At 37.9% G+C, this 19,473-nt stretch carries 13 protein-coding genes; 8 read left to right on the forward strand and 5 right to left on the reverse strand.

What is annotated here, in order from left to right:
• A complete protein-coding gene (locus AC2SLN_RS06160) occupies positions 1 to 948 on the reverse strand; it encodes an OmpA family protein (protein ID WP_486549358.1) in 948 nt (315 codons plus the stop codon).
• 803 nt (positions 949 to 1,751) lie between these two features.
• Between AC2SLN_RS06160 and AC2SLN_RS06165 the strand changes: the two genes are divergently transcribed.
• Positions 1,752 to 4,196 (forward strand): esterase/lipase family protein, encoded by a 2,445-nt coding sequence (locus AC2SLN_RS06165; RefSeq protein WP_486549357.1) that lies wholly within the window; start codon positions 1,752 to 1,754, stop codon positions 4,194 to 4,196.
• A gap of 147 nt (positions 4,197 to 4,343) precedes the next feature.
• Here the strand turns inward: AC2SLN_RS06165 and rnhB are convergent, their stop codons facing one another.
• Together rnhB and lpxB are read right to left on the reverse strand one after the other, a co-directional pair.
• On the reverse strand, positions 4,344 to 5,309 hold the full coding sequence (rnhB, locus tag AC2SLN_RS06170; protein WP_486549356.1) for a ribonuclease HII: 966 nt from the start codon (positions 5,307 to 5,309) through the stop codon (positions 4,344 to 4,346).
• A gap of 222 nt (positions 5,310 to 5,531) precedes the next feature.
• On the reverse strand, positions 5,532 to 6,791 hold the full coding sequence (gene lpxB / locus AC2SLN_RS06175) for a lipid-A-disaccharide synthase (RefSeq protein WP_486549355.1): 1,260 nt from the start codon (positions 6,789 to 6,791) through the stop codon (positions 5,532 to 5,534).
• Positions 6,792 to 7,221: 430 nt separating this feature from the next.
• On the opposite strand from lpxB, the gene AC2SLN_RS06180 reads away from it, so the two are divergent.
• Positions 7,222 to 8,307 carry a 3-deoxy-7-phosphoheptulonate synthase gene (locus AC2SLN_RS06180; protein ID WP_486549354.1) on the forward strand — a complete coding sequence of 362 codons (1,086 nt, stop codon included), beginning with the start codon at positions 7,222 to 7,224 and terminating at the stop codon, positions 8,305 to 8,307.
• Positions 8,308 to 8,547: 240 nt separating this feature from the next.
• Here AC2SLN_RS06180 and pepN read toward each other — a convergent pair whose 3' ends face one another.
• Positions 8,548 to 11,148, reverse strand: coding sequence for an aminopeptidase N (pepN, locus tag AC2SLN_RS06185; protein WP_486549368.1), 2,601 nt, complete (start codon positions 11,146 to 11,148; stop codon positions 8,548 to 8,550).
• A gap of 110 nt (positions 11,149 to 11,258) precedes the next feature.
• Here pepN and AC2SLN_RS06190 point away from each other — a divergent pair, with 110 nt between their 5' ends.
• From AC2SLN_RS06190 to AC2SLN_RS06200, 3 genes are all read left to right on the forward strand, one after another.
• Entirely contained in the window at positions 11,259 to 11,906 is a 648-nt protein-coding gene (locus AC2SLN_RS06190; protein ID WP_486549353.1) for a DUF6231 family protein, read from the forward strand.
• Positions 11,907 to 12,132: 226 nt separating this feature from the next.
• Positions 12,133 to 12,660, forward strand: a complete 528-nt coding sequence (pal, locus tag AC2SLN_RS06195; RefSeq protein WP_486549352.1) for a peptidoglycan-associated lipoprotein Pal — start codon at positions 12,133 to 12,135, stop codon at positions 12,658 to 12,660.
• A gap of 174 nt (positions 12,661 to 12,834) precedes the next feature.
• Positions 12,835 to 13,635 (forward strand): 4'-phosphopantetheinyl transferase family protein, encoded by an 801-nt coding sequence (locus AC2SLN_RS06200; protein ID WP_486549351.1) that lies wholly within the window; start codon positions 12,835 to 12,837, stop codon positions 13,633 to 13,635.
• Between the two features lie 191 nt (positions 13,636 to 13,826).
• Here the strand turns inward: AC2SLN_RS06200 and AC2SLN_RS06205 are convergent, their stop codons facing one another.
• Entirely contained in the window at positions 13,827 to 14,630 is an 804-nt protein-coding gene (locus AC2SLN_RS06205) for a hypothetical protein (RefSeq protein WP_486549350.1), read from the reverse strand.
• Between the two features lie 883 nt (positions 14,631 to 15,513).
• Here AC2SLN_RS06205 and ahcY point away from each other — a divergent pair.
• The 3 genes from ahcY (at position 15,514) to AC2SLN_RS06220 (ending at position 18,940) form a co-directional block, all read left to right on the forward strand.
• Entirely contained in the window at positions 15,514 to 16,932 is a 1,419-nt protein-coding gene (ahcY, locus tag AC2SLN_RS06210) for an adenosylhomocysteinase (RefSeq protein ID WP_486549349.1), read from the forward strand.
• Positions 16,933 to 17,142: 210 nt separating this feature from the next.
• Positions 17,143 to 18,006: a methylenetetrahydrofolate reductase [NAD(P)H] gene (gene metF / locus AC2SLN_RS06215; RefSeq protein WP_486549348.1), complete on the forward strand. Its 864-nt coding sequence runs from the start codon at positions 17,143 to 17,145 to the stop codon at positions 18,004 to 18,006.
• Between the two features lie 4 nt (positions 18,007 to 18,010).
• Entirely contained in the window at positions 18,011 to 18,940 is a 930-nt protein-coding gene (locus AC2SLN_RS06220) for a 16S rRNA (uracil(1498)-N(3))-methyltransferase (RefSeq protein ID WP_486549347.1), read from the forward strand.
• The last annotated feature ends 533 nt before the right edge of the window (positions 18,941 to 19,473 follow it).

Genomic DNA, 19,473 nt, shown 5'->3' on the forward strand with positions numbered 1-19,473 from the left:
TTAGTTAAGTATTTGGTTGCCGTCTTGGTCGACACGGACTCGTTCATTAATGACGGCAATGGTACGGCGGTTTAATTGCATACCCTCTTTAGTACTGTTAGTGGCTCTTGGGCGCAGTTCGCCATAGCCAATCGCTGATAAGCGGTCCGCAGCAATGCCAAAGCGATTAATGAGCATGTCTTTGACTGCGACTGCACGGCGTTCAGATAGTTTCTGGTTATAAGGTTCGCTTGCTCGACTATCTGTGTGCCCCTCTATAACGGCGGTTGTATTAGAGTAGAGGGTCATGAAGTCAGCGACTTCTTTCACTTCGTTTACAAATTCTGGTTTGATAAAGGCTTTGTCTGTATCAAATAGTACTTCAAGTTCAATACTGACTTCTTTTTCAAGTACAGGGGCTTTCATAATGGGAGGACAGTTTGGTACCACTCGGGTAATTTGATGGGCTTGATAGTATTTGTCTTTCAGGGCTTCTAAGGCGCTTTCTTCTTCCATTTGTTTGATTGATGATTGACCTTGCTCATCTATATCAATAAAAAAGAAGTAGGTGCCTTTTTCTTCTAGTTGGTAATCCTGAGTGGCTAATAGTAAATCATTGGTTTTTAATCCGGTTATTTCGCCACTTAAACGGTTGATACCGGCACAGGAGTAAACTTGAGTGTAGTTACCAGGGTGTAGGCTGACTTGATATCTGTCGTTGATGGCGATATTGGCGCTAGATTGTTCAGGGTCGTTGTCTTTTGCTCTAATAAAAAATAAGCTGGTACTGTGCTCAGGTATTGGTTTATTCAATAAATCTTCTGGTTTAATTGCCTCTTGTTTGTGCCACATTACATGACCAACTGCTTTTCTATTCGCTTCATCAACTATGTTAACGGCATTCGCTGTCGTGATCATTGAGCCAATAGTTAGGGCGGTTAAAGATAGTGCTAATATGTTTTTTTTCATTTTTAAGTGACCCTGATAACGAAGATTTAAATTAAAGATTTAGTGGGGAGTAGAGAGGTTGTTAAGTTGATCGAATAGTATTTGTAAGTAATATAGTATATTAGAAGCAATTATTGTGCCAAATAAAAAATATCATATATTTTCTAGCTGTAAGGTAATTAATATCCGATAATCGGTAATTGGCATTATAGTATAAGAGTGAACATTTGTTTATAGGAGGATAATCTGAATTAAATAGGCTACATATGGTCTGTCTATAATTAAAAAGTGAATGTATTCAAGATACTAAAGAATAATGACGGAATAAAAACCAGCTAGAAAATTAAAAAATCATTAAATTCTTAGCATTAAATTACACAAATGGTATACAAAAATTACAATAGCCCTTATGTTATTTGCATAATAAATAACTGGATTTTATTAAGACCTTTATATTTTATGATGTAGTTTATAGTTAACTAGAGACTCTAAAGTCTTAGAGATGTAAAGAATATAGCAGTGGCAAACTTTAAAAGGATAAATTGGTTCAATAATACTGGTGTGTATAATGTGATTGATCATAACTGCAATGCGATTATGTGACCCTTTCAGACAAGGTTGACTGAATCAAATAAATCAGAGTGTGATATAGTTTGGGAAGCTCATCAATAACAAACGCAATCCCCGCAACTGTACACGTAACTTTCTAAATACATAGAGAAACAGGCAAAACAGTAAGATATAACTTCTAAGATATTAGCCTATAGTGCCTGTTATATTAAGCAATACCTTCCAAACTACTTAATCACTGAAAATAAACTATTATGTCAATTTACGATGTTGCAGATTTGAGAAAAGCTCAAAAAACCTCTCTATTAACACTATTAGGGGGGCTATTTCTGATAACTTCTTGTAGTACAGTATCTCTAAAGCAAAATTTATCTCTTCAGAACATCGAAAAACAGCGTGGGAATATAGTTACTAGGAATGAGCTCAGTGACAATACTCGGTCAACTTTGTTATCTGCGGGTATAGACGATGTAGCCTGTCTTCAACAGTTTGAAATTTGCTTAAATCAACTTAATAAAAATGTAATCAATAAAAATAACAAACAGTCATTGGCATTATTGGCGGAGTTACATTTAGCAAAAGCAAGGTCGCTTAAAGACATAGAGATTTGCAATGAAGATTTATTAAGACCCCCCATCGACCCATATTATGCAAATGCGCCACTACCTGAGAAAGAAAAAAAAGCACTAGAGGATAAGATAAAGCAATGCCAGATAAATTACCGCAACCATTTATTAGAAGCCATAAAAACCAGCTATGCCTACTTATTTTATGATAGGCTCAAAGCTAATAAATCAAACATTGCGGGTTCTACAACGCCTAAAGCAAAGTACTTACCAACTGATTCAGACATTCAAACCCAAGACATCTATGAATTTTCTGCCGATGCGCTAATAAAACTGCTTTATTCTGAACAAATTAAAAAAGATAAATCTATTCATATTTCCTCGTTTAGTGAAGCTTTATCGACGAGTAATAAAGCTAATAAACATTCAAATACTGCGGCTAATAACAACAATAACATCGTCAAACTATTGAATTTCAAAATTGATAATAACTATAAGAACATAAATAATAAAAAATCGACTTCTATTGACTTGTTTATTCCTAACGAACCTGAATATATATCAACTATGAAACAAGTTGATCACAATGTCAGTGAAATTTATGCCAGCCATGACTTAAACTTTTCTGGTTTAAACTTTATCAGTCAGCGTGAGGGTCTCGGTATTAGCTACGTGACCTTACTTAACGATCGCACAACAACCTCTGTAAGAAACCTAATAAAATCTGGTGGACGCGAGCTAAATGTTAAGGATCCTGTAAAACGTATTCACCGTACTGGTAATCTAATACTTAGCGCCGTGGTTATACCAAAAGGCAATACTATTGAACAGGTTCTAAATACAGATAGTCTTAATATTGAACTCTATAACCCACATCATACAGATACCATCAATATATTGGGTGATCCTTATTATTTAACGGGCAATTTTTCAGCCAGCTATGGTGTATGGCTTTCTGAAAACAATTTAGATAACGTCGGATACTTTAGTCTGTTATCAAAACAACAATCTTTAATACTTCCTCAGTTATTCATGCTTGAACCGTATAATCCAAATAAACATATTATTATTATGTTGCATGGCCTAGCATCAAGCCCAGTAACATGGGTAAGGGTTACAAATGATATTTTTAATGATGAAACACTACGCAATAATTATCAAGTCTGGCAGGTCTTTTACCCCACTAACATTCCAATACTTGAAAACCGCTATCAAATTCAAAAATTAATCGAGACTGCATATCAAATAAATGACCCCCAAGGTCAGCATCCTGCTAGCAAGCATAGTGTATTAATTGGACATAGTATGGGTGCTGTCATCAGTCGGATGATGCTGGCTGATGCAAATCTGGAAACAAAAATTCAGACAATGGATAAAGTAGAACAACATAGACGCTTAAATGATCTCATTAATAAACAATTGGATGAGCAAAATATTAGGGACAGGCTTCAATTGCATCCCCTGAGCAATGTAGATAGAGCCGTATTTATGTCAGCTCCTTTTAGAGGAACCGACTATGCCGATCAATGGTTCACATTAGCACTGCGGCGTATTATTGAATTACCTCTTGGATTTGTGCAAACTATTAAAGGAAATTTAACAAGTATGGTATCTGAAGGAGAGTTAGCCGCTAACCCTTTGGGCGCACTCTATTTTGAAAATGGTGCAAGCCAGCTAAGCGATAAATCATCTTTTATGGCGCTTACCTCCGACTTAAAAATTTACGATGGTGTGACCTATCATTCGATTATTGCTAATCAAGATGACGACATTACAAGAGGGCTAGCCCAATTACAGTCTTTGTCAGATGCACAGTTAGATTTATCAAAGAAACAAGTGGTATTAGCAGATGTTGATCCAAGTCAAGCCTCCTTTAATAAAACACAAGAGTCTAATGACCCGATGGCTGTGCCTATGATTGCATCCGTCAATATTTCTACTGAGCTTTCACAAACGCTCTCTGAAAGTTTATCTGACGGTATAGTCCCATACGAAAGCTCTCATTTAGAAGGGGCTGCTAGTGAAACCATTATATCTGGGACTCATAGTATCCAAGCTTCGCCTCAAGCAGTTATCACACTACGAAGAATATTACATGAGCAACTTAAAGAACATCCAGTGGAGCATCATTAATATCTTTTATTGAACCTTTTAATTAACAACTACCTTTTAACTAACAACTATCTGCCATATAAGATTATATTGAGAAAAAGTCAAAGTAACAGACGTACTCAGCTAAAGACTTAATAACCTAAAGAACTAAATACAAACCTGAGTTTATTACAACTCTAACAGTCGCTGTTTAATTGGTTTAAAGCTACGCCTATGCTCAGGCAACACTCCTAAATTTTGTATGGCTTTGATGTGTGCTTTTGTCGGATAGCCTTTGTGTTTCTCTAATCCATATCCTTGATACGATAGACCATCTTCTATCATTTGTTTATCCCGTGTTACTTTTGCTAATACGCTAGCTGCGGCAATAGCAGTATGTAGCGCGTCACCTTTGACCCATGCCTCAGCCACTATCTTGTCGCCCAAGCTTTTACCCAAACCATGCTTAGATAACGTCTCCCAATCAAATAGGGGTATTTGATTACCATCAATAAGCAGTTTGTATTGCACCCAGTCTACATAGCTTTGATTTGAGGTTTCAATTTCTGTCTTTCCAAGACTGACAGTATTAGCCAACACTAAGTTATTTATAGACTGTTTAAACTCAATCATCAAATGCTCACAAGCCACTCGCATGCCGGTCAATGTTGCTTGTAATATATTTAGCTCATCAATAACCGCAGCAGGCACCTCAACAATAATATAACCAAGCGCACTTTGTTTTAACAGTGGAAATAATCGCTGACGATTTATCTCAGTAAGTTTTTTAGAATCTGTCAGTGAAGCCAAGGCGGTATTACTCAGCAACGACTGTTCAATTTGACCGGATAACTGATGCGGTAATATGACAGCCGATATGACAACACTACCATATAAAGGACCACGCCCTACTTCATCTACCCCAATGTCAAACTTGATCGGTTGTATGTTTGTATCTACGCTTTCAATCGTATTCACACTCACGTTGTGTAGAAAGTCTTGTGCAATCGCCTCATCACAGATTTCTCCAGTGACTTTAATAGGCTGTCTTAAAGAAAGATCGGTTATTACTGGAGAACAATCAGACTGCTCTTTAAATCGCTCTTTAATAGTCAATATAGGAATACTGTGAATAAATTGGTTAATTTGGGTCATTGTATATCTTATATAATGAAAATAGGTGTTGTTGACGGGTATGATTGAAGCGTAAAAATATAGGTATATGCCGATAAACAAACATACCGATAAAAACCTGACTATCAAATAAGACATAAAATAAAAGCGTAAGGTTTACAACAGCTAGGGTATGATTGATTAGGGCATATCATCGTTTAGATTAAGAGTACACACCTTGAATTTATTGTTTGCTTAATGACATCAATTAAACAGGTCATGCCATGTATTTATCACTGCAGAAGTAGGCGTTTGATTGCTCTGCTCTTTTAACCATTTGGCGGTGTCACGCAATGTTGACTGATGTTGTTGATAGGCTCGTGGCATTAACAGCTGTGTTACGGCACGGCAAATATTTTCTCCAGTTGCCTCAGCTTGAATAAGCTCAGGTACAATCTGCCTACCCGCTAAAATATTAGGCAGAGACACATAAGGGACTTTGACTAATCGTTTTGCAATGGCATAGGTCAACTTATTCATTTGGTATACCACTACCATTGGTCTACTTAATAGCATTGCCTCTAATGTGGCCGTACCCGAAGCCAATACAATTAAATCTGACATTGCCATAATGGACTGGCTAAAATGTGTTTTTGTTTGGGTGTCATCATAAGCAACTGCTACTGAACTACGTAACGCCTCATCCCGCTTTTCAATCAACTCTTGAACGATATATTGATGATTTTTGTCTATGGTGGGAATGACAAAGCATAAATGTTCATCCACCAGCAATAATCTAGAAATAGCATCCAGCATTAAAGGCATAATAGACGTAATTTCTGAACGCCTTGAACCCGGCATCAAACATATTATCTGGCTGATGTCCTTTTGACGTTTAGAGAAAAAATCTTGTAGCTCTGGGTTATTCCAGACAAGCTCACGCCTATGTTCTAACGTCGGAATATTGACTAATGAATCAGGTAAATTATGCAACAAAGGGTGACCAACACAAATGGCAGGGTGATGGTGTTGTTTATAGACGTCTAACTCAAATGGAAATAAACAGAGTACCAGATGAGTAGCTGCTTTGATTGACTCAATACGCGACTCTCGCCATGCCCAAACAGAGGGACTGACATATTGAACGCAATAGATGTTTTTTGGCTTTAGTTTTTTGGCGACACGTATATTGAAATCTGGGGCATCTATACCAATAAACCAATCAATATTTTCCTCATCAAATGCTTTTATTAACTCACGACGAGCTTTTAATAAGTCGGGTAAATGCTTGACTACTTCAACCAATCCCATTACTGCTAAGCGCTCTAAGGGAAATAACGAATTAAGGCCTTGTGCCTTCATCTTTGGTCCACCCACACCAACCCATTTTATTCCACTTCTTAAAGCATTCATTTGTGCCATAAAATCAGCGCCTAAACTGTCCCCAGAGGCTTCACCGGCAACAATACCAATGACAAGTGAGCCGTTATTTGTGTACGATTGGATTGCAGGGCTAGCGGACATGGCGAACTCTACTTTAATAATAATGGGTTTGAATGATGCCGAAATTTGTGACTAACAGAGAATTTTTAGACTAAACATGAATTAAGTATAACAAATATTTTGCTTGACTATTCTTTTTATCACGCTTTCATTGCGCCTTTGCCCTTGTCAATCGGTATCTAACGCCTCATAATAAAGTAATAGTTTCATATAATTATTCCTTATTGTTATCAGCTGCAATTTATGTAGGGTTGTAAACTGAGCACTGAAACCTTATTTACTAGACAGCTTTATTCAAAAACAATTAACAGGCTAAGTGTTTGTTTAATAGCTTGTATTTTCTCATGACATATTTGATACTACAATTTAGTGAACACTTATTAGCTGAACAACTCAACTATTATAATATTTCAAACTATTTTAATAAAAACATAAACTAGGCAGAACGGTTATGAATACAATATCGACTACCCATAATGCAGACATTGACGACGTGAATATTGAAAAATTTATACCTTTAATAACACCAGATAAATTAAAAGCAGAATATCCTTTATCTAAAAAGGCTCACGATACCGTTCTTCAAGGGCGTACGACAATCCAAAATATTTTAGATGGTAAAGACCATCGCATATTAGTGGTTGTAGGACCCTGCTCTATTCATGATATCAAAGCTGCTCATGAATACTCAGATAAGTTAGTTGAGCTAGCAGAAGAGTTAAAAGATACCATTTATATTGTGATGCGTGTTTATTTTGAAAAACCACGTACGACTGTAGGCTGGAAAGGCCTTATCAATGACCCTGATATGAATGACAGTTTTGATATCGAAAAAGGTTTGCGTATGGCTCGCAAGCTGTTACTTGACCTAAATGAAAAAGGGTTACCGTGTGCAACTGAGGCGCTTGACCCTAATACACCTCAGTATATGCAAGATCTCATAAGTTGGTCTGCTATTGGCGCACGTACAACTGAGAGTCAAACACATCGCGAAATGAGTTCAGGTTTATCATGCCCGGTTGGGTTTAAAAACGGAACTGATGGTGGTTTAACCGTGGCGGTTAATGCAATGAATGCCGTGAAGTATGGTCACAACTTTTTAGGATTATCAAGTGATGGTCAGGTTTGCATTATTAAATCCAAGGGCAACCCCTATGCTCATGTTGTATTACGTGGTGGTAATGGTAAACCAAATTATGACCAATCTTCGGTTGAAGAAGCCGAAAATGCCCTAGAAAAAGGGAATGTTAAAGTCAAGATTATGATTGACTCAAGCCATGCCAACTCAGGCAAAGACCCCTACCTACAGCCAATGGTAATTCAAAATGTTGCAGAACAAATTAGCAATGGCAATAAATCTATCATGGGTCTGATGATAGAAAGCCATCTTAAAGGTGGTAATCAAAAACTAACCAGTGATATCAGTCAGTTGGAATACGGCAGATCAATCACTGATGGCTGCTTAGACTGGGATAGCACAGTAGCGGCTCTACGCAACTTACGCAATACCATTAAAGATGTGTTACCAAATCGTTAGTCATCGCACAATAAGTCAAAATAAATAAAAAAGACGCCTACATAAATTAGGCGTCTTTTTTTGCTCATATCCATAAAAGGATACGATCTAGGTAAATTTGCCAGCACATCTTCTTATTGTCTCATAGAGAAGATAGTGACAAATTCAAAAACAAAGTATTCAGTAAATCTGACATAAGTGTACTTTTTATAATCGGATAATTTTTGGAAAATTTATAGCTAGATAGTTGGGTAACATTAGCTACCCTGCATCAAGTAAACTGTGCAAGCTTTCCTTAACGTTTTTAGAATTTACTACTCTCTTAAGGTCTTCAAGGTGTGATTGAGCAGTACTACGAACAGGCTCTACAAGCGTATACCAACGAGATAGAGATTGTAGTAACCGTGAAGCCAAGACTGGATTAGTCTCGTCCAGTTTAGCAACCACTTTTGTATATAAAGCTAGGCCTTCTTCAGTCCATAATTTAGTTGGTTGTGATGCAAAACTGCTGATAACCGCTCTAATACGGTTTGGTGTTCCCCAATCAAACTGTGGATGGGCGACTAAGGTTTGTATTTGGTCAATTGTGGCATGGTCATCAGATGCTTGAGTACTGAACCATAAATCTATGACAAGGGCATCATCAGCAAAACGCTGGTAAAAGTCAGCAAGTGTAGCCTCTTTATCTACATGCTGATGACGAACCATAGCCTGTAGCGCACCTAAGCGCTCGGTCATGCACTGAGCATCTACATATTGTTTTTTCGCCCAGTCGTGGGCGTTTTCCATACCTGCAGTCAACGCCATATCCAGCACTACATTTCGCAAGGCGCGTTCGCCTCTTGCTTCCGGTGTATCTTTATAGGGTTCAAGGGGCAAGCTATTATAAATGGAGCTCAAATCTGGTTTTAAAGTATCAGCTAATTTTAGCTTCAAACTCTCTCGTCTTTGCTTCATATCAGCCGGTGTGTAGTCTTTATTTATGGCACTGGCCAACTCTCGTTCTGCTGGAATGTCCAATAATCTTGCGGCAAGCATAGCATCAGTATCTGATAAATCAATAAATGCTTTTTTGACTGCTTGTAAATAAACTTCTGCATTACTGTTTTGCAATAAAATTTTATTAACCAATGCTTGCGCATTTTGCCATTGATTAAAACCGCTAGTTTCATGAGCCAGTAAAAATGCCAGTTCATCATTACTATAGTCATATTTTAGCTGAACTGGGGCACTGAAATTACGCAGTAGGGAAACGACAGGTTCAACACCGTCCACCGTTTTAAGAGCGGTAAATTCAAAGTCTTTACTGGCCTCATCAAGTATAAGCAGGCGCTCTTCAAGCATCTCTCCAGTGAGGCGATCAAATACAGCAGATGCCACTGGTATGGGCAAAACTTTTGGCTTATCATAACCTGAAACCTGACGGGTATTCTGAGAAAGGCTAACCGTCAACGTTCCTGTCTGCTTATTAAACCCTTGCTGCCCTGATACCACTGGTGTTCCAGGCTGTGTATACCAATCAAGAAAGTGCTCAACTGACAACCCATTCGCACTTAATGCCGATAACCAGTCCTCAACTGTGACGGCTTGCCCATCATAGCGCTCAAAATAAGTATCCGTACCTGCTCGATATTTATCACCCAACATATTGGCTAGCATACGGACAATCTCTGCACCTTTTTCATAGACAGTTGTGGTATAAAAATTATTAATCTCTACAAAATGATCTGGACGCGGAGGATGGGCTAAAGGTCCAGCATCTTCACTAAACTGATACGCTCGTAATATGGACACATCATCAATGCGTTGAACGGCTGGCGACTGTTGATCCGCCGAAAATGATTGGTCACGATAAACGGTTAGCCCCTCTTTTAAACATAACTGAAACCAGTCTCTACAAGTAATACGGTTGCCAGTCCAGTTATGAAAATACTCATGCGCCACAATCGATTTTACATTAAAACTACTTGCATCAGTCGTAGTTTCAGGACTGGAAAGCACACAAGCGGTATTAAAAATATTCAGCCCCTTGTTCTCCATTGCACCCATATTAAACTGACTTACTGCTACTATCATATAACGGTTTAAGTCATAGGCCCGTCCATAGTTTTCTTCATCCCAATGCATGGCATCCTTTAAAGCTTGCATTGCGACATGGCATTTATCAATGTCGTGGGACTTTGCATATATCTCAAGCTTGACGTCACGACCTTCAATGGTAGTATAGGCATCTTCTAATACGTCTAAATCTGCAAACACACAGGCAAATAAATAGCTAGGTTTTTTAGTTGGATCCCGCCAAATTGCATAATGGCGATTGGCATCGCCCTCAAGCTCGCCAGTTTCGACTAAGTCGCCATTAGCAAGTAGCGTCGGGAATTTTTTATCTGCTTCCAAACGTGTGCTGAAGGTAGCAAGAACATCGGGACGGTCTGGATAATAAGTTATCTTACGAAACCCCTCTGGCTCACACTGAGTCACAAACATAGCATCACTGCTCTCTCCTACAATGTATAAGCCTTCAAGTTCTGTATTTTTTTGAGGCTCGTGACGCACACTAATGGTTAAAATCACTTCATCAGGTGCATCAGCTATTACCAGTTGCTCCTCATTAACGTCATATTCAGTATTAGAGAGGACTTTATCATTCATTTTAAGTGATAATAATGTCATATCCTGACCAAACAATACCAAATTACCTTCGTATTGACGCTGCATTTTTAGAACACTGTTAACAATGGCATGGTCTTCATACAATTTGATATCTAATGACACGTCCTCCACCTGATAACTTGGGGGTGTATAATCTTTGAGATATATTTTTTGTTCTGCAGTATTATCATTATGGGTTAAACTGGGCATATTTTTCTCGATTTTATTAAAATTTATAGGCATTGCTTTCGGCTATCTAATATATTGTTATAAAACGCTTATTTTCAAGCAATTTATCTCACATCACAAAAAGAATCATTATGTTACCTATATCGCATCCGCAACCAGATACCCAATCTAAATCTGAACATAGTCAGTTCATGAATTATTTAGTAAAATACGTGGCAAAAATAATTGCACATTTATATGACAGGACAAGTCATTCTGGGAATTTTGATAAAACCGTCAAAGTCCTTTTGATCGACGATATGATCGCTGATATTGAGCTATTAACGATTAATCTGAATCATGCGCTGAACAGCTTAAACAATATAAAAGTTTTAGGCGGTATACAAATTGAGACTACCCATATATCGTCGAGTGTATTTTTACTAAAACCCTATGATATGCGCTATGACTTAGGTATATTTATTCATCCCTTATTAATGTCCTCTGCGGTGCCTTTGAAAAACTCAGTGAATGGTTCGGAAAAAAATTTGCAGAACATCAGAATGATAGCAACTCGCCTACGTGATTTATTTGCTCAACAAAGTGTTTTATTCATGCCTCATTATCAAAATGATATAGTGTTCAATGAGTTAGGCTATATGCTGTCCAGCAATGATCAGCTTTCTGAGACTCAGATTGACTGTTGGCAGTTTAATATATTTGATTATAAACATAAGCCTGACTGGCTAAACTCAAGATATTGGGCAAACCCCGAAAATTATGACAAGTATCGTTGGTAAGTACCCAGAAAAAAGTGTTTTTTTATTAACTTAGTGCTTGTTAATACGCACAAATTTTGCCATGATTGCTTATTAATTATGTCTTAATATAGCGATGAGACATACATTTATAAGGTTTTTAAGCGATACTATCTATGAATTATAATGCTGACCTCAAAAGGGTGGCAAAATAGTCCAACTCATTAACTACCACATATTTAGAGTATTAATAAAAAGGAAACTAGAAATGAACTCAATTATCAATTCAGTTATTAAAGTAACAAGCTTATCGCTAATTTCAGCTGCACTTGCGGTATCAACAGGCTGTGCCACTAAACGCTCTAACACATCTGAAGTTGTCGTTGCTCCTATGGGTGTTCCAGGTAATGCGATTTATGATAATGGCTCATTAGTTAACAATACAAGCCAGATCCAGAATGCTGCAGAAAATGTACGCGGTATTGTTTACTTTGCATTTGATAGAAGTGATATTGACGCGCAAGCCGCCAGCATTCTTGATGGTCAAGTGTCATTTTTACTCAGTAACCCGACGGCCAATGTTTTAGTGGCGGGTCATACAGATGAGCGTGGTAGCCGTGAATATAACCATGCACTCGGTGAGCGCCGTGCTCAGGCAGTAAAGAATTATTTAGCAAGTAAAGGGGTTGAAGATGTACGTGTGCAAACCATTAGCTATGGTGAAGAGCGCCTTGCTACAACAGGTACTGACGAAGCTTCTCATGCACAAAACCGACGTGCAGAACTTTCTTATTAAGTTTTAGCTTATTTAAGCTGTATTATAGTCAAACCAATTTTAACTTACGACAAGGCGTCCTAGCGCACGCAATATAATAGTATGGCTAGTGAGTAATAAGACTGTATTAATTTAATATTGTGAAGACTACATCAAACCCAGCCCTTGCTGGGTTTATTTTTGGACTACTCATGTATGCCGCCTTATAACCTAGATATGACTTTACTAGATGTTACTTTAAATAGTATCAAGCTAAAAAATATTGAATATTTTGCGTTTAGCAATCAAGGTAAAGCATCCCCTTACCTTGATTCAAATACGTTTATCTGGGTAGCCAGTGCAGAATTTGATATTAATAACCCGCTTAATTCTAATCCGGTAAGTATCTCGTATAACAGAGGGAAATCTAAACAGCTGAAGAATCAGCAAGTAGCGGTCCGCCAACTTTTATATCAGCTTATTGAGACAGCTCGTTTAAACACGGATATAGACAATATCATGCTTGATGAGACAAAGTACCCATACCGACTAAAACCGAATGGGTATTTTGTTAGCTTTTCGCATAGCAGAAACTGGGTTGCTTGTTCCCTATGTCGTAACAAATCTGTAGGCATTGATATAGAACTCAATCCCGTGCCATTGAGTATCGCAAAACGCTTTTACAGTGCCAACGAGATTGATTGGATAAATAGCTTAGAGGATCATAGTAAACAAACAGCGATAAATTTATTATGGATGTTAAAAGAAGCCACCATCAAAAGAGATATAGATGAAAATTTAATGACGGGTCTAACAAAAGATTTAAAAACAACTGCTGAGCAGTTATTAATTCCTAACAATACAAACACTGTGAATAGTCAAATTAACTTAAATACAGGCGACAATGACGATTTGCCCACTCCACACTTTGCTTCAGCGTTTCAACATTTATATTCAGCATATGGTTTATACCTATATTTGAACGTGTCAAATACAGAAATTGTGGTGGTTGTCTAATACTTGAATCTATACCAAATCATCTAAACCCCTTAAAAGTCTAAATTTAAGCCTAACCACCCCTCTCCTTTACTCATTGCAACTTTTTTAATCCACTGTTTGTAGAGCTTAGACCCCCATTTATAATAACTAAGATACAAAAAAGCGACCCTAAGGCCGCTTTTGTTAAACATTTGTGTAATTAAAACAGATTAGAAGCGGTAAGTTACACCAGCTTTAACGATTGGATACCAAAGATCATCCTCTTCAATCTCTTTCTTGGCAGCTTCAGCAAAGCCATCTGTATTAGTACCACTAACATTACTTACTTTGGCGTCTAATTTACCCATGTATGCAGCACCGGCCTCAAAAAATCCGCCCCAATTTTGATTAATATTTGGACGATAGCCAATTGTTACATATGGTGCTAATTTATTTTTATTTTCGGCTTCAATGGTAGCTGTGTCAACTTGGTATTCTTTACCATCTATTGAAACAGTAGCAACACCTTTAGAATTAGTATCAGCTGTAATATTAGCCTCTAATTCATTGCGTGGTACCATCACACCACCGGCAACGGTAAAGTTGTTGGCCCATGGACGCATTTGAACGCCTAAATAAGGATTGCTGAAATCTACATCATATTTTAACTGCCCTTTATAACTACCATAGCCATCACCTAATACTTTATCATAGTTAATCCATGAGTCATTAGCATCTAGGTCTTCCTCGTCATCAAAGCTCATTCCTGACCAACCAGCTTGAAGCTCGGTTGACTCGTTAACACCCCATGCAATATTAGCACCATACCCTAAAGTACCGATTTCAGCACTAACCGCCGCTGGATGAGTTACTGTATCAAATAAAGTTCTAGCAGTACCTGTTACTGCACCAGTAGTGTTGGCTAAAACACCAGCATCTTTATTATACTGATAAGAATCAGTAGAAGTGGCAGCCATTGCCATTGAAGAACCAAATACTGCAGCAGTAATTGCAGCTAATTTGAAAAGTTTCATAATAACTCCAAAAGTTTAGATATATAATAACCATAAGTAATTAAAAAATGCACAAAGCAGATACTTACTTATGGTTGCCCAGTTGTTGAGTGTATTAAACACTTTTTTGTAATAAATGTCACTGACTTAAAGCGACCTTTTATTTGGTATTCTGTAATTTTTGCTTACATCTTGTAAGTAACCTTGCAAAATTAGGCTAAATTATGCTTAAAAATGCAATGTTTGCAGCGATTATCTCAGATTTCTCTTAAACTTTCTTATTATAAAGGAATGTCTGCAACAAACTATACTTAAACAAAACTTCCTTATATATTCTCGCATAATCCTACGGTTAACTAGAAAGTTCAATTTAAATCTATAGATTATTTTATCTCCTACGGGTTTCTATATTAGGACTAATTATTTTATTTCAAGCGCTGCTATGTTCATAAATATAGGCTTATATTGAGAGTATAGCTTTGATTACTTACATAGCTTTTTTTACTTAGATGACTTTATAGCTAACATCTATTAGAATAGTTAGATAACCGAGAGGTGTTGCAACAGTTTGTTTCGCTAGTACATTTTAGAAGTCAAAAGGCGGTTTTTTAGTCTACTGCTATAATTCTAATGTATCTGTAAAACAGTTCTGTCAGGCTCGGTATGCTACTGCGATCAACCAAAATCTTATAGTCTCAATTTTGACGATGATACCGTTATCATTTTTACATTTCTACCTGTTAAAGACATCTATGCAAGTTTAGATAAGCTTCTTATGACATAGCTCTTAAGACAGGGTACGTAAGTTATGGGTTAAAACTTTATCAAGATAAATCAGTAGCAAATAAACAACGACACCTGCGCCTCATTTTAATTTACTCTAATCATTAACTAGGAGCTCGAGATGGACGCAGTGTCTAATATCGATTCGAAACAAACTTCCCATTTTACAGATTATAAAGTTGCTGATATCAGTTTAGCTGAGTATGGTCGCCATGAAATTTCATTAGCTGAAGCTGAAATGCCGGCGCTTATGGGTTTACGTAAGCGCTATAGTGCTGAACAGCCTTTAGCAGGTGCAAAAATTCTTGGTTGTATCCATATGACCATTCAAACGGCGGTGCTTATCGAAACACTAATAGCACTCGGTGCTGAAGTGCGTTGGACGTCTTGTAATATTTTCTCCACTCAAGATCACGCTGCCGCCGCTATTGCTGCCAGCGGTGTTTCTGTATTTGCTTGGAAAGGTGAGACGGAAGAAGAGTATGAATGGTGCTTACGCCAACAGCTTTTTGTGGGTGGTGAAGATAATGGCAAGCTTTGGGATGCTAACTTAATATTAGACGATGGGGGCGACTTAACTGCCCTTATTCATAATGAGTATCCTCAGATGCTTAAGACCATCAATGGTATCTCTGAGGAAACTACTACTGGGGTACATCGTCTGATTGATATGTTAAACAAAGGTACCCTTAAAGTACCTGCTATTAATGTTAACGATGCAGTCACAAAATCTAAGAATGATAATAAATACGGGTGTCGACATAGTTTAAATGATGCGATTAAACGTGGTACAGATATGCTACTTGCGGGACGCCGTGCCTTAGTCATCGGCTATGGCGATGTTGGTAAAGGGTCTGCTCAAAGCCTACGCCAAGAAGGTATGATTGTTCGTGTCTCTGAGATAGATCCCATTTGTGCTATGCAGGCCTGCATGGATGGCTTTGAGCTTGTATCTCCCTATATTAATGGTAACAACACCAATTCAGCTGATAGTGTCAATACTCGTTTATTGCAAGACACTGATCTTATTGTAACCACTACTGGTAACTACCATGTGTGTGATAAGCACATGCTCGCTGCTCTTAAATCAGGTGCTGTTGTTTGTAATATTGGTCACTTTGATACTGAGATTGACACTCAATTCATGCGTGACAACTGGAATTGGGTAGAAATTAAACCCCAAGTTCACCAAGTGTATCGCTCTGGAGATAAAAAGGATTACTTAATTTTATTATCCGAAGGTCGTCTGGTTAATCTTGGCAATGCCACAGGGCACCCTTCCCGCATTATGGATGGCTCGTTTGCTAACCAGGTCTTAGCACAAATGTACTTGCATGAAAGAAAATTCTCTGAGTTACCTGTTGATGAGCAAGCAGATAATCTATATGTTCGTGTATTACCAAAAAAACTTGATGAAGAAGTTGCTGCTGCGATGGTTGCTGGCTTTAATGGTGTGATGACAAAACTGACCCCTGAGCAAGCTGACTATTTAGGTGTTCCGGTTGAAGGCCCCTTCAAACCTAACGACTACAAATACTAGCTGACAATATCAGCCTAGAGAATCAATACCTAAACAGCCTTGTTAACCAAGAAACTTTATTTTTATATCGAACTTAAAGTTGGCAGTCAAGGCGGTTGTTCATATCACTAAAGGTCTAGGGCATGTCATTATTTAATTATCACGTCTTCATTTAATCATAATGACCTGCCCTAAAATAGGCTGACCAATTATTCTCATCAAGGATAAAAAATGAATAAGCCAAAATTCTCATTTGAATTTTTTCCAACCAAGACGGATGAAGGTGTTGAGAAACTGTGTCACACCTTTGACTCTCTAAATGAGCTATCTCCTAGCTATTTCTCAGTCACGTATGGGGCGGGTGGTACTACACGTCAACGTACGTTAGGAATCGTTGACGCACTACATGGTCGCTCTGACACCCAGATAGCACCGCACATTTCATGCATCGGCGATGACAAGTCCGAAATTAGTAATCTACTAGCGCATTACAAATCGATTGGTATCAGTCGCATCGTAGCGCTTCGTGGAGATTTGCCATCTGGCCAAGTAGGCATGGGGGAATTACCTTTTGCCGTAGATTTAGTTCGCTTTATTCGAAAGCAAACTGGAGAGCATTTTCACATCGAAGTGGCTGCGTATCCTGAAATGCACCCACAAGCTAAAAGCTTTGAATTTGATGTACAAAATCTCATTAATAAATTTGAAGCAGGTGCTAACTCAGCTATTACTCAGTTCTTTTATAATGCGGAGAGCTATTTATACCTACGGGATTCGTTAGAAAAACGTGGTGTTGATACTACCAAACACCCTATTGTTGCTGGTATCATGCCGATTATTAACGCTACCAGCTTAATACGCTTTGCTGATAGTTGTGGCGCTGACATTCCACGTTATATCCGTAAACAATTGGCAGATTACGGTGACGATCGCAAATCGATCCGTCAGTTTGGTTTTGAGGTTGTCCATCGCTTATGTGAGATTCTAATAGAAGAAGGCGTTCCAGGGTTGCACTTTTACAGCATGAATCGTATTGAGCCTAATAAACGTTTGGTAGAATCATTAAATTTAACTTCTACTAGCTTGAGTATTTAACGTCATGCGCCGATTTTTCTATAATGCCAATTTAAACTCATACTCTGATCATTCGGGTTCGGGTGCAGCCTATTGTCCCTCTGAGTCGTCAAATAGCACGTATAAATGGACTCGACTTAATGATTTGGCTTTAGAGACTACTTTCGCACTACCTGATGAGGTATATCATCATTGGTGCCGAGTACTTCGTGCCAAAGCTGGCGACCAAAGTATTATGTTTGATGGTTTAGGTGGTCAGAGTGTCATCGAACTACAAACAATCGATAAAAAAACAGCTGTTGCTCGTATCATCGCCCATAATAATATTGATAACTCTCCAGAATACTACAGCACTATTGCCATTGTGATGAGTCGGGGAGATAAAATGGATTATGCTATCCAAAAATCGACGGAACTTGGTGCAACAGCTATTCAACTTCTAACCAGTCAATATGGTGAAGTCAGACTAAAAGCCAATCAGCTGGATAAAAAACTCAATCACTGGCAACAAGTCGCGCTATCCGCGAGCGAGCAGTGCGGACTTAACCGCCCTACTGTCGTTTTATCGCCACTGCCTATCGAAGCATGGCTAAAAGGAGAAGTGGGTAAGGCTCATGACAGTGTACATTATTTAATGGATTCAGGTTTTTATCAATCCTACCTACAAGAGTCTGCTTTATCCCTTGTTTTAGCCGTACCTAGTCAGGAAGAGCTATTAACAATAGATGCAGATGACGCAATCAATAGGCATTTTAAGATTCGAGCAGATGAATCCCATGCCTTTATACCTCGTTTTGATGTTTTAATTGGCGCAGAAGGTGGTTTGTCGAATGCAGAATATCAGTTAGCACGTCAAGCAAACTATCTACCATGGCAACTTGGCAACCGAATACTACGCACTGAAACCGCCCCTGTAGTGGCCTTATCTACTCTGCTATATATGAGCTCTAAATAAGATAGATTACGACCTTATCTTTCACTTATTACCTTGCTAGTTCTCTCTTATAGCCATGCTAAAGAGTCGATTCAATTTCACATTAACCCTGTTTTGAATAATAAGTTAGTTAAAACGACTCTGGCTGAAAAGCACTCTAACTTTAAAGTTCTCTAACTTTAAAATGTTATAAGTTTACACTGCAATCAATAGTGACCTATTATTCTGCCAACTCCTCGTTCTTAACACCAAACAATTAAATTCTAGTTAATTCAATATTTTTTTTGTGACCCATAAGTCTTTGCTGTTGCTTGTAAAAAAATGGCTGACCCTCTATCTTTTCATAATTAAAAAGAGGATTAGTGACAACTCTATTTCAGCTCTTGTCTGCCTTAATTATTTATAAATCTAATCTTGCAGTTAAATTTTATATAGTTTGCGGCTATGCAAATTATAGAAGATTACATTTTTGTGTACCTCATTAACCCACTTTTTAGACATATTAGACATAACTAGGGGCTGTTGAATATTTATCTTCGTAAGAAAATTACTCT

The organism is Psychrobacter sp. CX90 (assembly GCF_057396305.2).

Bases quoted from the DNA above. Each gene is read 5' to 3' on its own strand.
- AC2SLN_RS06160 (WP_486549358.1), bottom strand. From the start codon at position 948: ATGAAAAAAAACATATTAGCACTATCTTTAACCGCCCTAACTATTGGC.
- AC2SLN_RS06165 (WP_486549357.1), top strand. From the start codon at position 1,752: ATGTCAATTTACGATGTTGCAGATTTGAGAAAAGCTCAAAAAACCTCT.
- rnhB (WP_486549356.1), bottom strand. From the start codon at position 5,309: ATGACCCAAATTAACCAATTTATTCACAGTATTCCTATATTGACTATT.
- lpxB (WP_486549355.1), bottom strand. From the start codon at position 6,791: ATGTCCGCTAGCCCTGCAATCCAATCGTACACAAATAACGGCTCACTT.
- AC2SLN_RS06180 (WP_486549354.1), top strand. From the start codon at position 7,222: ATGAATACAATATCGACTACCCATAATGCAGACATTGACGACGTGAAT.
- pepN (WP_486549368.1), bottom strand. From the start codon at position 11,148: ATGCCCAGTTTAACCCATAATGATAATACTGCAGAACAAAAAATATAT.
- AC2SLN_RS06190 (WP_486549353.1), top strand. From the start codon at position 11,259: ATGTTACCTATATCGCATCCGCAACCAGATACCCAATCTAAATCTGAA.
- pal (WP_486549352.1), top strand. From the start codon at position 12,133: ATGAACTCAATTATCAATTCAGTTATTAAAGTAACAAGCTTATCGCTA.
- AC2SLN_RS06200 (WP_486549351.1), top strand. From the start codon at position 12,835: ATGCCGCCTTATAACCTAGATATGACTTTACTAGATGTTACTTTAAAT.
- AC2SLN_RS06205 (WP_486549350.1), bottom strand. From the start codon at position 14,630: ATGAAACTTTTCAAATTAGCTGCAATTACTGCTGCAGTATTTGGTTCT.
- ahcY (WP_486549349.1), top strand. From the start codon at position 15,514: ATGGACGCAGTGTCTAATATCGATTCGAAACAAACTTCCCATTTTACA.
- metF (WP_486549348.1), top strand. From the start codon at position 17,143: ATGAATAAGCCAAAATTCTCATTTGAATTTTTTCCAACCAAGACGGAT.
- AC2SLN_RS06220 (WP_486549347.1), top strand. From the start codon at position 18,011: ATGCGCCGATTTTTCTATAATGCCAATTTAAACTCATACTCTGATCAT.